A 13,322-nucleotide genomic window follows, 5' to 3' on the forward strand; every position below is an offset into this window, starting at 1 on the left:
ATTCCTGCCGTTGCAGTCGCCTGAGGTCCTAGACCTCAGGCGCACCGCCAGCCGAACGATTCCAACTCGAAGAAAAAGATGATGGTCGAAGGCATTGCCTTCGACGGGTCCGGGGAGAGGAAGAATTCCTTCTTCCTCTCCCCGGGACCGACCAGCAGCTCAAAACAAGAGCGGAGCGTTCAGTCCGCCTTAATCCCGGCCGCCCGGATGATCGGCTCCCACTTCGCGATCTCGTCGTCCAGCCACTTCTTCGCCGTGGCCGGCGTGGTGTCGGAGCGGGTCTCCATCGTGAGGTCGGAGAGGCGCTGCTTCACGCTCTCCATCGCCATCACCTTGTTGAAGGCCTCGTTGATGGTGTTGACCACCGGCTCGGGCGTGCCGGCCGGGGCGAAGACCATGTGCCAGGTATAGGCCTCGTAGCCCGGCACGCCGGCCTCCTGGAAGGTCGGGATGTTCGGCACCTGCGGGATGCGGTGCGCGCCGGAGATGGCCAGCCCCTTCACCTCGCCGCGGGTGACGAAGGGCAGCGCGGAGTTCGCCACGTCCAGCATCATCGCGACCGTGCCGTTCAACAGGTCCGGCATGGCGGCGGCGGAGCCGCGGTAGGGAACGTGGTTCACCCGCAGGCCACCGGCCTGGCGCAGGAACAGCTCGCTCGCCAGGTGCAGGGCGGCGCCGTTGCCGGTGGAGGCGTAGTCGTACTTGCCCGGGTTCTTCTTGATCAGCTCGATCAGCTCGGGAAGCGTGTTCGCCGGGATGTCCTTGTTCACCATCATCAGCATCGGGATGACGCCGGTCAGCGCGACGGGGGTGAAGTCCGCCAGCGGGTCGAAGGGCAGGCGCGGGAAGATCGCGCGCAGCGCGGCATGGGCGATGGTCGTGTAGAGCAGCGTCTGCCCGTCCTTCTGCGCCTTCGCCACCACGTCGGAGCCGACCACCACGCCGGCGCCCGTGCGGTTCTCCACGATCACGCGCTGCGGCAGCATCTTGGACAGCTCATCGGCCACGAGGCGCGCGGGCACGTCGGTCGGGCCACCGGCGGCAAAGGGCACGACGAGGCGCACCGGGGCGCTCGGCCAGCTGCCCTGGGCGCGGAGCGCGGGGGCGGCGAGCGGCGCGGCGGCGAGGCCCGCGGCCCCGGCGATGAGGTGACGACGCGGAATCATCAGAACGTACTTCCCTGGCGAATGGAGGTTTCTTCACCCCAAAAGGGGCGGCGGGGAGGCCGTGTCAACGCCCGATCGGCTCACGAGGCGCTCATAAAGGATTCGGTCCGTTGCACCCTCGGTCCCGAAGAGCAGCACCTGGCTGTCCGTGCCCAGGCCAAGGGCTTCCCGCGCAGCCGGGTCGCGGGCGGCCAGGGCGAGGCCCGCCAGCCCGGCCACCCCGCTCTCCCCCACCTCCAACGGCGGGTCCCGCCGGGCCAGCAGGCGCATGGCGGCGATGGCGGCCGAATCAGGGATGGCCATGAAGGCGAAGGCCGCCCGTTCGAGCTCTTGCCAGGCGAGCAGGCTCGGCTCGCCGCAGGCCAAGCCGGCCATGATCGTGTCCAGTTCCCCTGGAACCGTGGTGGCGGCTCCCGCCTCCGCGCTGGCCAGCAGGCAGGCGGCACGCTCGGGCTCCACCACCACGAGCCGGGGGTCCCGCCCATGGCGGGCGCGCAGCGCGATCGAGACGGCAGCGGCCACGCCCCCGACCCCGCCCTGCACGAAGACATGGCTGGGCGGAGCCGGCAGGGCGTCGAGCGCCTCCTCTGCCATCAGCCGGTAGCCCTGCATCACCTCGCGCGGGGTTTCGGTGTAGCCGGGCCAGGAGGTGTCGGAGACGAGGTGCCAGCCCCGCTCCCGCGCGGCGGCCTCCGAGGCGCGGACGGAGTCGTCATAGGTGCCCGGCACCTCCCGCACCTCTGCGCCGAAAGCGGCGATGGCCTCGCGACGGCCCTGGCTGACGCCAGGATGGACGAAGATGACGCAGCGCGCCCCGAAGCGGCGGGCGCCCCAGGCGACGCTGCGGCCATGGTTCCCGTCCGTCGCGCAGGTGACGGTGATCGTGGCGGTGGTGGCGGCGAGCCGGCCGGATTCGAGGTCGGCGGGGCTCGCGGCATTCGCGACCCCCATCCGCGCCAGTTCCCGCTGGAGCACGCCCGCCACGGCATGGGCGCCGCCCAGCGCCTTGAAGGAACCCAGGCCGAAGCGCGACGCCTCGTCCTTCAGGTGAACCGCGCCCAGTCCCAGGCCGGCAGCGATGTTCGGCAGATCCCGCAGCGGCGTGGGGGCGTAGCCTGGCCAGGCGGTGATGGCCGCGCGCGCCCGGCGCCACCCGCCCTCGGGCAGCACGACCACGCCCGGCACGCCGTGGCGCGGGTTGGGGAGAAGGCGGAAGGGGTAGCCGGTCATCCGCGCAGAAGGTCACGCCGGAGGGGCGCAGGGCAAGCCGCCCTACCAGCAGAACAGCAGATCGATCAGCATCAGCAGGTAGCCGAGCGCCATGACCACCAGCCCGAGGAAGATCAGCACGATCCCGATGCCGTAGCGCAGCGTGTCCACGCCGTACTGCACCAGCATCCGCCCGAAGGCGACGGTGTCGCGCCCGCCCTGGCAGTTCCGCCGCGGCGGCTCGGGGCGAGCCTGTGCCAGCGACGCGGCGCAGGCCGGGAGGGGCGCGCCCCCTGCCCCGGCCAGCAGCAGCGGCAGGGCGAGGAATCCCGCGGCCATCCGCCCGCGCCGCGCGGCGCCGTGGCGGCGGCCGAGCGGAGGGGTGGCGGGGCGGGAGCGCCGCGGCGGAGGGGTCATCGGCACGGCGTCTCCGGGCGGGGAGGCGCCTTCTCCACCGCATGTGTTGCTGGCTTGTGTCCCGCCTGGAACCGAATGCGATTACAGCCCCGCCGCGTCCAGGCGGAGGATCGCGCGGGCCAGGGCCTGGGCGCGCGGCACGAGACTGGCCACCTCCAGATATTCCTCCGGGCTATGGGCCTTCCCGCCCACCGGGCCCACGGCGCAGAGCGTGGGCGCCCCGACCGCCGCGGTGAAGCCACTATCGGCGCAGCCGCCGGTGAATTCGCCCGTCACCTCCAGCCCGCTCTCGGCCGCGGCGCCGCGATACATCTCGAAGACACGCGCGGCCGCGGGGGTCTGGGTCAGCGGCAGGAACTCGCCCCGGATGGTGAGGGCGGCGCGGGTGCCGGGGACATAGGACTTCGCCACGATGTCGTGGATCTTGCCCATGATCTCCTCCCGGTCCGCCGGTTCCACATAGCGCAGGTCGATCTGCAGCTGGGCATGCGGGGCCACGGTGTTCACGCTCTGCCCGCCGCTGACGAGCCCGACATTCAGCGTGATGCCACGCTGGAAATCGGTGAGCGCGTGGATCGCCGTCACCTTCTGCGCCAGCTCCCCGATGGCGCTGATGCCGGATTCGAAATTGCCACCCGAATGCGCGGCGCGGCCCTCGATCTCCACCGCCATGAAGACGCCGCCCTTTCGGCCCGTCACCACCCCGCCATTCGGGCGCCCGGGCTCGGAGTTGAACACCACGCGGGCGCGGCGCGCCTCGTCCTCGATCACGGGGCGGCCCTCGGGGGAGCCGATTTCCTCATCCCCCGTGAACAGCCCGACCAGCGGGCCGGGCGCGCCGCCCGCGGCCTTGAACGCCGCCATGACGAACATGTTCATCACCAGCCCCGCCTTCATGTCGGCGACGCCGGGGCCGTAGGCGATCCCCTTCTCCACGCGGAAGGGCCGGCGCTCCGGCTCGCCCTTGGGAAACACCGTGTCCCGATGGCCCATCAGCAGGATGTTGCGCCGGGCATTGCCGGCCGCCCCGGCCTCGCCCCCTGCGTCGAGCGTCGCGCGCAGGCAGTCGCCGAAGCGCTCGCCGGGGATGGTCTCCACCGGGATCCCGGCGCCCTCGAGGAAGGCGCGGACCTGCGCGCCCACGGTATCCACGCCCGGCTTGTCGTAGGACCCGCCATCGGTGTTCACCATGGCCTCCAGCAGGGCCAGCATCTCGCCCTGGCGGCCCGCCAGCCATTCCAGCACGCGGCTCTCGGTCTCGGCACTCATCGGCACTACTCCAGCACGGGTTCGCGGGGCGCGGGGGCGGCGGCCCTCACGCCATGGGGTTGGCTTCCGGCATGGCCAGCGCACGTTCCAGCGCGCGGGCGCCGCGCAGGCAGAGGTCGTCGCGGCCCTGGGCCGCCACGATCTGCACGGCGCGCGGCATCCCCTCCGCGTCCAGCCCGGCGGCGAGGGCGATGGCGGGCTGGCGCGTCAGGTTCTGCGCGAAGGTCCAGGGCGCCCAGTCCCGCCACAGCGCCTCGGTGGGCTTCAGGGTGGGCTGGTGGGCCGCGAAGGCGGCGGTGGGCGTCGCCGCCGTCAGGACCAGATCGTATCGGATATGGAACATCGCCATGCGGTGCGCCGCCTCCACGCGCATCGCATCCGCCGCGAGGAAGTCGATGGCCGACAGCCCGCCCTCGCGCCGCGCCACCTCCTCCAGCCCGGAGTCCAGCTCGGACCGCTTGTCCTCCGGCGTCGCGGCGACGAGCTTGGCCAGGGCCACGCCCCAGACCCGGCCGAAGATCTGGCGGGTGTCGGGCAGTTCCGGATCGGCTTCCTCCACCAGCGCGCCCTCGGCGCGCAGCGTCTCGGCAGCGCGCGCGAGCGCGGCCTCGCCATCCGCGTCGAGCGGCGGCTCGTAGCCCCAGCGGCGCACGAGCGCGATGCGCATGCCGCGCACGCCCTCCTCGATGCCCAGGCGCCACTCGCGCGGCTCATCCGGCATGCAGAGAGGGTCCCGCACATCGGCGCGGGCGATGGCGTTCATCATCAGCGCCGCATCGCGCACGCTGCGCGCCATGGGCCCGGCGCAGGCCACCGCGCTGAAGGCGCCATGCGGCCATTGCGGGATGCGCCCGTAGCTCGGCTTGAAGCCGACGATGCCGCAATAGGCCGCGGGGATGCGGATGGAGCCACCCGCATCGGTGCCGATATGCAGCGCGCCGAAGGCCGCCGCCGCCGCCGCGCCCGCGCCGGAGGAGGAGCCGCCGGTGGTGCGCTGGAAGTCCCAGGGATTGCGCGTGATGCCGTGCAGCGGGCAGTCGCCCGGCGTCTTCCAGCCGAATTCGGTGGTGGTGGTCTTGCCGATGATGACGGCGCCCGCCGCCTTCAGCCCCAGCACGGCCGGCGCATCCTCGGATTGCGGGCGCGGGTCGGTCGTGCGGCTTCCGCGGCGGGTGGGAAAGCCCGCCATGTGCAGCAGGTCCTTCACCGTGCAGGGCACGCCGTCCAGCGGCCCCAGCGGCCGCCCGGCCATCCAACGGGCCTCGCTCTCCCCGGCCTGGCGCAGCGCATGCGGGTTCATCACCGCGAAGGCGTTCACGGCGGGGTTGTGGCGCGCGACGCGCTCCATCACCGCCTTCAGCGCCTCCACGGGGCTGAGAGCGCGGCGAGAATAGAGGGCGAGGAGCGTTTCCGCGTTCATCAGCGCGGGATCAATGGCGGTCATGCGGGTCCTGAGCAGAAAGCCGGGAAGTCTCTACCCCCAGGATGGACCCGCAGCGCCGGGGACGGAACCCCGGCCGCCCTCCCCTGGCCCTCCCCTGGCCCTCCCCTGGCCCTGGCCGCCCGCCCGCCGCATCCTCCCGCCGGACCGCGTGAGGGACCCCGCATGGACAAGGATGCCCGCCCCTGGGAATGGCCGGAGCCGCATTGGCGCCGCATGGTTGGCCGGGCACGCGCCGGCCGCAGCCTCGCACCCGGCCAATGGCCGGAGGGCGCGCGCTGTTGCGTCGCCCTCTCCTTTGACGCCGACCACGAGACCACCCCGCTGCGCGACGGCGATCCGAGCCCCATGCGGATCAGCCAGGGCGAGTACGGGGCCCGCCGCGGCATCCCGCGCATCCGCGCGCTGCTGGACCGCCACGGCATCCGCGCCAGCTTCTTCCACCCGGCCGTCTCGGCCCTCATCCACCCGGAAGAGGTGCGGGCGCTGGCCGAGGAGGGGCATGAGATCGGCATCCATTCCTGGATCCACGAAGCCAATACCACCCTGCCCCCCGGCGTGGAGCGCGAGCTGACGCTGCGCGCGGCCGACACGCTGGAGCGCCTCGCCGGGCGCCGCCCCGTGGGCATCCGTACGGCGTCCTGGGACTTCTCGCCCGATACGCTGGGCATCATCCGGGAGATGGGGCTGCTCTACGACAGCAGCCTCATGGCCGATGACGAGCCCTATGAACTGCTGGAGGACGGGGAGCGCACAGGCATCGTCGAGCTGCCGCCGGAGTGGATCCGCGACGACGCGCCCTATCTCAACATGCAGCGCTTCAGCGGGATCCGCCCCTACACGCCGCCCTCCGCGGTCGAGGAAATCTTCCGCGCGGAGTTCGAGGGCGCCTGGGAAGAGGGCGGCCTCTTTCTCCTCACCATGCACCCGCACATCATCGGCCACCGCAGCCGCATCACCCTCCTGGAGCGGCTGATCGACTACATGACGGCCCGCGGCGGGATCTGGTTCGCGACCCATGAACAGGTGGCACGCTGGTGCCTCGCACGCGCCGGTCTTTAGGGGTTGGGGCGCATGTCCTGGGCTGACGGGATGTCCCGGGGAGAGGAAGAAGGAATTCTTCCTCTCCCCGGATCCCTCTTTGAGGGCCTTCAGTGCCCCGCGGCGAGGCGGTCCCGCGTCTCGGCCAGCAGGGCGCGGCTCATCTCCTCCAGCCCCGTCACCGCGGCAATGCGCGCGGCGGCGCCCTCGGCCTCGATCTCGCTCAGCAGCAGGGCAATAAGGCCGGTGGCGGCGCAGAGCCCGGCCATGAGGGAATCCCGCGCCTCCGGCATCTCGCCCTCCAGCAGCACGGCGCGGAGGCGGGCGCGAGTGGCGTTCATGGCGGTGCCGTCCGCCTTGGGGTAGCGGCGGTCCGGGATGAAGCCGAAGCGCCGCTTCTCCGCCCGGCGCAGCACCCCGCGCCCGACCAGCCGTTCCAGCAGGACCTGGCGCATGGCCGCCGCGCCGCCGGCCAGCCGGCCCATCCACCAGCGCGTGTCCTGCCCCTCCGGCCCGGCCGCGATCTGGGCCAGCACCCCATCCAGCAGCGCATCGCCCATCGGGCGGGGATCGGCGAGGAACATCCGGTCCAGGTCGCTGTCCAGCCGGCCGGCCAGGGCGAGCTCCATCAGGGCCGCGCCGGCCAGGGCGAGGGCGACGGCCTGGGCGGGCACGCCCAGCGGGCGGCCCGTCTCGTCGTCCAGGGTGAGGAGGAGGACCTCCTCGGGAATGCTCAGAGTCGCGCTCATCGCGCGGCAGGATAGCCGATCAGGCGGCGGTGATGCCCGCCCCCTTTGCGACCGCGGTCCATTCCGCCGCGAATTTCGCGATCATGGCGGTGTAGGCCGCGCCCGCGAGCGGCTGTTGCGGGGGATAGGAGGCGAGGTCGGCCATCTTCGCGCGGATATCGGGCTGGGCGGTGGCGGCCAGCACCGCCTCCCGCACGGCATCGGCCACCGGCGCTGGCAGGCCCTTGGGGCCGGAGACGCCGATCCAGGTGGAGGCGGTCAGAGCGGGCAGGCCGAGTTCGGCGAAGGTGGGCACCTCCGGCACCGCCGGCACGCGCTGGGCGGAGGAGACGGCGAGGCCGATGACGGTGCCGTCCTTGATCATCGCGACATTGGTGGTCAGCGGGTCGAAGACGCTTTCGATATGCCCGGCGAAGAGGTCCTGCATGGCCGGCGCGCTGCCGCGATAGGGCACGTGGTCGAGCTTCGGGGCGCGGGCCTCGCGCGTCAGCACCTCGCCCATGAGATGCGTTATGGAGCCGATGCCGGAGGAGCCGTAGCGTGCGCCGGCGTCCCGTGCCTTCGTGAGGAAGGCGCCCAGTGTGGGCGTGAGGGATCCCTTATTCACCAGCAGCACGTTCGCGGTGTCGCAGAGCATGGCGATGTGGGTGAAGTCCCCCACGGGGTCATAGGGCAGAGCCGGGTAGATGCCGGGGGCGATGCCGTGGGGCGAGGCATGGCTGATGACCAGCGTGTGCCCATCCGGCGCCGCCTTGGCCGCCGCATCCGCCCCGATCGTGCCGCCGGCGCCGGGCCGGTTCTCCACCACGATGCTGCCGCCGAGATTCGCGGCGATGGCGGGCGCCACCAGCCGCGCCACCACATCGGCCAGCCCGCCCGGCGGGAAGGTGGCGATGAGGCGGATGGGCTGGCGCGGCTTCCAGGGCAATTGGGCCCGGGCGATGGCCGGGAGGGCGAGGCTGGCGGCGGTGGCGGCCAGCAGGGAACGTCGGTGCAGCATGGGCGACCCCTGCGGAAGGCGGGGCCGGCGGCCCCGTCACCGCACCGGCGTCGCAAAAGCCGTGCCGGAGTTCAGGCCGTCAGTGGCGGACCGGCCCGGCGGCCAGCGCCGCGGACCAGGGCGACATCACGTCGCTGATCCCCTGCGCCATCCCATCCGCATCGCGCGCGATGAAGTTGGGGCAGGCGAAGTTCACCGGCAGCACGGCGTGCTCCACCGTCTCCAGCCCGCCATCGGCGGCGAGCGCCTCCAGCACCTCCGCCGGCAGCCGGCGGTCGGCCGTGACGGCGTCGGGGCCGGACACGTCGATGCGGGGCTGATGGGCGGCCTCCTCGGGATCCATCCCAAAATCGAGCTGGAAGGCGAGCATCTGGCAGACGCTGGCCAGGATGCGGCGGCCGCCCGAGGCGCCGCCCGCGAGGATGGGCGCCGTGTCCTCCCCCGCCCGCGTCACCGTCACCGGGCTCATGTTGCAGAGCGGGCGCGCGCCGGGGCGGATGGCGTTGGCGCTGCCGGGCTGCGGGTCGAACCACATCATCCCGTTGTTCATCAGCACGCCGGTCCGCGGCAGCACCACGCGGCTGCCCATGGAGGAGAGCAGCGTGGTGGTGACCGAGACCATCATCCCCTCCCCGTCGCAGACGGTCAGGTGGGTGGTGCAGGTCTCGGCGGTTTCCTTCGCCGCCTCCCCCGCGCCCAGCCCCGCGAGGCGCTCGGCATAGGCGCGGCGCATCGCCTGCGCGAAGCCGCCGTACCAGCCGGCGCCGGGCCCGCCCTCCACCGGAACCCCGTTCATCGCCGCCACGACCGCGGCCATGGTCGGCGCCGCCGTCAGCCCACCCGCCGTGTGGATGGTGTGCGTGCCCCGCCAGGCGATCGGCATGGATTCCCGCACCGAGGCGCGGCAGCCGGCCAGGTCGGCGGCGCCGACCACCCCGCCAAGGGCCTTGATGTCGGCCACGAGGTCAGCCGCCAGCCCGCCCTCGTAGAAGTCGCGCAGCCCGTGGTCGCGCAGCCGCTCCAGCGTCTCGGCCAGCGCGCCCTGCTTCAGGAAGCCGGGCAGGCCCTGATAGGGCGGGTTGGGGGGCAGGCCGTCGGGCAGGTAGATCCGCGCGCTTTCCTCATAGAGGCGCAGCACCTTGGCCGAGGCGGAGACCTTCAGCGTGGTGAACCAGTCCTGCGCCAGCCCGCGCCGGGCCAGGGCGATGGCCGGGCCGAGCAGCGCATCCAGCCCCATCCCCGTCCCGAAGCGCTCCCGCAGCAGGTCATAGCCCGCGACGGAGGAGGGGATGACGAAGGAGAGCGGGCCGTGGATGTTCACATCCCCCACCACCTCCGGCCAGGCGAAGAGGTCCTGCTTCCACTTGCCGGTCAGCGGATAGGCCGAGGGGTCCACCCCGGCCGGGGCGACCGGCCCGAAATCCACCACCTGCGGGGCTGAACCGGGCTTGTGGACCATGGCGAAGCCGATCCCGCCCAAGCCGCTGTTCCAGGGCTCGGCGGTGGCCAGGGCGAAGGCCGCGGCCACGGCGGCATCGGCTGCGTTGCCGCCGGCCTCCAGCACCGCCACCCCCACCTCGGCCGCCGCGCGGGACTGGGAGGCGACGATTCCCCCCCGGCCCGAGGCCCCCGGCTTGCTCAGCGCCCAGTGCTGGCTGGTGTGGAGGGGCGGGGCATAGGCGGCAAGCTCGGGCATCGGGCACCTGTGTTCACAAAGGGCGCGGGAGCCTCGCGCCGCTGGCGCGGCTGGGCAAGGGTGCCGCGCCCGCTTTGCCCATGCCCTCGATCCGGCGCCCTTCGCCCGGCCCCTTGGCCGGAAGCGCCCGGGCGGCTTATCTGGCCGCCACTGAAGTTCACTGGAGGAAGACGGGCATGGCCGGAACGACGCAGGGAATGGAGGTCGCTCCCCTCCTCCGCCGCTTCATCGAGGAGGAGGCGCTTCCCGGAACGGGCGTCGAGGCTCCGGCCTTCTGGGCCGCGATGGAGAGGACGCTGCGTGGTCTGGCCCCGAAGAACGCCGCCCTGCTGGCCGAGCGTGACGCGCTGCAGGCGAAGATCGACGCTTGGCACCGCGCCAACCCGGCCCGCCCGGTGGACCGCGTGGCCTATGAGGCCTTCCTGCGCGAGATCGGCTACCTGCTGGACCCGCCCGCGCCCTTCTCGGTCGAGACGGCGAATGTGGATGACGAGATCGCACGCCTAGCCGGCCCGCAGCTCGTCGTGCCCGTCAACAACGCCCGCTACGCGCTGAACGCCGCCAATGCTCGCTGGGGCAGCCTGTACGACGCCCTCTACGGCACCGATGCCATCCCGCAGGACGGGCCGAAGGCGAAGGGCTACGACCCCCGCCGCGGCGCGGCGGTGATCGAGCGCGCCCGCGCGGTGCTGGACGCCGCCGCCCCGCTGGAATCCGGCAGCCATGCCGAGGCCAGCGCCTATCGCGTGGAGGGCGGCGCGTTGCGCGTGCTGACCGCCGGCGGCCGTGCCGTGGGGCTGAAGGACCCCGCGCAGTTCCGCGGCTATCTGGGCTCCGAGGCCGAGCCCACCTCCATCCTGCTGGCCCGCAACGGCCTGCACCTCGAGATCGTCATCGACCGCAGCCACCCGATCGGCGGCACGGATAAAGCGGGGGTGGCGGATCTGGTGCTCGAAGCCGCCCTCTCCACCATCATGGACGCCGAGGACTCGGTCGCTGCCGTGGATGCGGAGGACAAGGTCGGGGTCTATCGCAACTGGCTCGGCCTCATGCGCGGCGACCTCTCGGCGAGCTTCGAGAAGGGCGGGCAGGTGATGGAGCGCCGGATGAACCCGGACCGGCGCTTCACCGCGCCCGATGGCGGCGAGCTGACGCTGCGCGGCCGCTCCCTCATGCTGGTGCGCAATGTCGGCCACCATATGATGACCGATGCGGTGACGCTGGACGGCGCCGAGACGCCCGAGACGATCCTCGACGCCTATGTCACCTCCCTCATCGCGCTACATGACCTGCGCGGGAAGCGGCTGAACAGCCGCGCGGGCAGCGTCTACATCGTGAAGCCCAAGATGCACGGCCCGGCCGAGGTGGAATGGGCCGTCTCCCTCTTCGGCGAGGTGGAGGACGCGCTGGGCCTTCCGCGCGATACGCTGAAGATGGGCATCATGGACGAGGAGCGGCGGACGACCGTGAACCTCGCCCGCTGCATCCAGGCCGCGAAGTCCCGCGTGTTCTTCATCAACACCGGCTTCCTCGACCGCACGGGCGACGAGATCCACACCTCCATGGAGGCGGGCGCCGTCGTGCGGAAGAACGACATGCGCAAGGCCGCCTGGATTTCGGCCTATGAGGACAACAACGTCGATGTCGGCCTCGCCTGCGGGCTGATCGGGCACGCGCAGATCGGCAAGGGCATGTGGGCGGCGCCCGATGCCATGGCCGCGATGCTGGAGCAGAAGGTCGGCCATCCCCGGGCCGGCGCCAGCACGGCCTGGGTCCCCTCCCCCACGGGCGCCACGCTGCATGCGCTGCACTACCACCAGGTGGATGTCGCCGCGCGCCAGACGGAGCTTGCCAGGGGCGGCGCCCGCGCGAAGCTGGCGGACCTGCTCACCATCCCGCTGGCCGAGAACACCAACTTCTCGCCGGAGGACATCCAGGCGGAGCTGGACAACAACGCCCAGGGCATCCTCGGTTATGTCGTGCGCTGGATCGACCAGGGGGTGGGCTGCTCCAAGGTGCCGGACATCCATGATGTCGGGCTGATGGAGGACCGCGCGACGCTGCGCATCTCCGCCCAGCACATCGCCAACTGGCTGCGCCACGGCATCGTGGACCGCGCCAAGGTGGAGGAGACCATGCGCCGCATGGCGGCCGTGGTGGATGGGCAGAACGCGAACGACCCGGCCTACACCCCGATGGCGCCGGGCTTTAACGGCGTGGCCTTCAAGGCGGCCTGCGACCTCGTCTTCGAGGGCGCGGCCCAGCCCAACGGCTATACCGAGTTCGTGCTGCACCGCCGCCGGCGCGAGGCGAAGGGCGGCTGAGACGGCGCTCCGGCGCCGTTGTGTTGTCCGGGCCACACCCGTGGCCCGGATGACGCGCAACCCTGGATTGCAGCCGCACAACGCCGTATCCCTTGGGAACCGATCCGGCACATGCCGAGTCCGTTTCAAGGGACGACATCGATGACGCTCCGCGCCGCCCTGCTGGGCACCACGCTCCTCGCCCTGCCGCTCGCCGCCCAGGCGCAGCCGGTCACCGGCCTGTACATCGCGGCCGGCGCGGGCGTGAACTGGCTGCAGAACACCAGCAGCAACATCACCGGCCCGATCGCGGGCCAGCTGCAGGCCGCCGGCTTCTCCACCAAGTCCGAGCTGAACTGGGAGCATGGCTACGCCCTGGTCGCCAGCATCGGCTACGGCTTCGGCAACGGCCTGCGCCTCGAGGTCGAGGGCAACTTCCGCGAGAATGACCTGGACCGCGTGCGGATCTTCGGCGCCACCCCGGGCAACCAGGGCGGCCGGGCCCGCAGCTACGGCGCCATGGGCAACGTGCTGTACGACTTCGCCATCCCCGGCATCCCCGTGACCCCCTATGTCGGCGCGGGCGCCGGCTATGTCTGGCACGAGTATGACGGCGTGCGCGGCAGCTTTGCCGGCTTCCAGGGCCTCGTGGACGACACCGACGCGCAGTTCGCCTACCAGGGCATCGCCGGCGTGGCCTTCAACCTCGGCGTCCCGGGCCTGGCCCTGACCGCCGAGTACCGCTTCCTCGGCACGCTCTCGCCGGACATGAACCTCTCCGTCCGCAACGCGGCCACCGGGGCGACCCTCGGCCGCGGCAAGATCGAGGTCGACAACTACAACCACTCCGTGCTGGTCGGCCTGCGCTACGCCTTCAACGCGCCGCGCCCTGCTCCGGTCGCCGTCGCTGCCCCGGCTCCCGCCGCGGCCCCGGCTCCGGCCCGCACCTATCTCGTGTTCTTCGACTTCGACCGCGCTGACCTGACGGACCGCGCCCGCCAGATCATCGCCGAGGCCGCCCAGGCCGTGAC

At 72.2% G+C, this 13,322-nt stretch carries 11 protein-coding genes; 3 read left to right on the forward strand and 8 right to left on the reverse strand.

All coding sequences use genetic code 11. From position 1 onward, the window contains the following. Nucleotides 1–179 precede the first annotated feature (179 nt). The 5 genes from BUB97_RS18730 to BUB97_RS18750 all read right to left on the reverse strand — a co-directional run bounded on the left by BUB97_RS18730 (nucleotide 180) and on the right by BUB97_RS18750 (nucleotide 5,505). Entirely contained in the window at nucleotides 180–1,166 is a 987-nt protein-coding gene (locus tag BUB97_RS18730; RefSeq protein WP_073137572.1) for a Bug family tripartite tricarboxylate transporter substrate binding protein, read from the reverse strand. Nucleotides 1,167–1,199: 33 nt separating this feature from the next. Beyond that, the gene (locus BUB97_RS18735) at nucleotides 1,200–2,396 is read right to left on the reverse strand and encodes a diaminopropionate ammonia-lyase (protein WP_073137574.1); all 1,197 of its coding nucleotides are present in this window, start codon (nucleotides 2,394–2,396) and stop codon (nucleotides 1,200–1,202) included. Between the two features lie 42 nt (nucleotides 2,397–2,438). Next, nucleotides 2,439–2,792, reverse strand: a complete 354-nt coding sequence (locus BUB97_RS18740) for a hypothetical protein (protein ID WP_073137576.1) — start codon at nucleotides 2,790–2,792, stop codon at nucleotides 2,439–2,441. A gap of 81 nt (nucleotides 2,793–2,873) precedes the next feature. After that, nucleotides 2,874–4,061, reverse strand: a complete 1,188-nt coding sequence (locus BUB97_RS18745) for a M20 family metallopeptidase (RefSeq protein WP_073137578.1) — start codon at nucleotides 4,059–4,061, stop codon at nucleotides 2,874–2,876. Nucleotides 4,062–4,107: 46 nt separating this feature from the next. After that, nucleotides 4,108–5,505, reverse strand: coding sequence for an amidase (locus tag BUB97_RS18750; protein WP_073137580.1), 1,398 nt, complete (start codon nucleotides 5,503–5,505; stop codon nucleotides 4,108–4,110). 162 nt (nucleotides 5,506–5,667) lie between these two features. Between BUB97_RS18750 and BUB97_RS18755 the strand changes: the two genes are divergently transcribed. Next, nucleotides 5,668–6,564 carry a polysaccharide deacetylase family protein gene (locus BUB97_RS18755; protein ID WP_073137582.1) on the forward strand — a complete coding sequence of 299 codons (897 nt, stop codon included), beginning with the start codon at nucleotides 5,668–5,670 and terminating at the stop codon, nucleotides 6,562–6,564. 89 nt (nucleotides 6,565–6,653) lie between these two features. On the opposite strand, the gene BUB97_RS18760 is transcribed toward BUB97_RS18755, so the two are convergent. The 3 genes from BUB97_RS18760 to BUB97_RS18770 form a co-directional block, all read right to left on the reverse strand. Then, a complete protein-coding gene (locus BUB97_RS18760; RefSeq protein WP_073137584.1) occupies nucleotides 6,654–7,292 on the reverse strand; it encodes a GOLPH3/VPS74 family protein in 639 nt (212 codons plus the stop codon). A gap of 19 nt (nucleotides 7,293–7,311) precedes the next feature. After that, complete coding sequence (locus BUB97_RS18765) at nucleotides 7,312–8,292, reverse strand: Bug family tripartite tricarboxylate transporter substrate binding protein (protein ID WP_073137586.1); 981 nt, start codon at nucleotides 8,290–8,292, stop codon at nucleotides 7,312–7,314. A gap of 79 nt (nucleotides 8,293–8,371) precedes the next feature. After that, the gene (locus BUB97_RS18770; protein ID WP_073137588.1) at nucleotides 8,372–9,988 is read right to left on the reverse strand and encodes a gamma-glutamyltransferase; all 1,617 of its coding nucleotides are present in this window, start codon (nucleotides 9,986–9,988) and stop codon (nucleotides 8,372–8,374) included. A gap of 176 nt (nucleotides 9,989–10,164) precedes the next feature. Between BUB97_RS18770 and BUB97_RS18775 the strand changes: the two genes are divergently transcribed. Together BUB97_RS18775 and BUB97_RS18780 are read left to right on the forward strand one after the other, a co-directional pair. After that, on the forward strand, nucleotides 10,165–12,312 hold the full coding sequence (locus BUB97_RS18775; RefSeq protein WP_073137590.1) for a malate synthase G: 2,148 nt from the start codon (nucleotides 10,165–10,167) through the stop codon (nucleotides 12,310–12,312). 141 nt (nucleotides 12,313–12,453) lie between these two features. Next, nucleotides 12,454–13,322, forward strand: an 869-nt coding sequence (locus BUB97_RS18780) for an outer membrane protein (RefSeq protein ID WP_073137591.1), incomplete at its 3' end; no start/stop codon positions are given.

The sequence above is a fragment of the Muricoccus roseus genome (assembly GCF_900141905.1).
GTDB lineage: Bacteria > Pseudomonadota > Alphaproteobacteria > Acetobacterales > Acetobacteraceae > Roseomonas > Roseomonas rosea.

Coding starts and splice junctions, on each gene's coding strand:
- BUB97_RS18740 (WP_073137576.1), bottom strand. CDS start 2,792: ATGACCCCTCCGCCGCGGCGCTCCCGCCCCGCCACCCCTCCGCTCGGC.
- BUB97_RS18775 (WP_073137590.1), top strand. CDS start 10,165: ATGGCCGGAACGACGCAGGGAATGGAGGTCGCTCCCCTCCTCCGCCGC.
- BUB97_RS18755 (WP_073137582.1), top strand. CDS start 5,668: ATGGACAAGGATGCCCGCCCCTGGGAATGGCCGGAGCCGCATTGGCGC.
- BUB97_RS18745 (WP_073137578.1), bottom strand. CDS start 4,061: ATGAGTGCCGAGACCGAGAGCCGCGTGCTGGAATGGCTGGCGGGCCGC.
- BUB97_RS18760 (WP_073137584.1), bottom strand. CDS start 7,292: ATGAGCGCGACTCTGAGCATTCCCGAGGAGGTCCTCCTCCTCACCCTG.
- BUB97_RS18765 (WP_073137586.1), bottom strand. CDS start 8,292: ATGCTGCACCGACGTTCCCTGCTGGCCGCCACCGCCGCCAGCCTCGCC.
- BUB97_RS18770 (WP_073137588.1), bottom strand. CDS start 9,988: ATGCCCGAGCTTGCCGCCTATGCCCCGCCCCTCCACACCAGCCAGCAC.
- BUB97_RS18735 (WP_073137574.1), bottom strand. CDS start 2,396: ATGACCGGCTACCCCTTCCGCCTTCTCCCCAACCCGCGCCACGGCGTG.
- BUB97_RS18730 (WP_073137572.1), bottom strand. CDS start 1,166: ATGATTCCGCGTCGTCACCTCATCGCCGGGGCCGCGGGCCTCGCCGCC.
- BUB97_RS18750 (WP_073137580.1), bottom strand. CDS start 5,505: ATGACCGCCATTGATCCCGCGCTGATGAACGCGGAAACGCTCCTCGCC.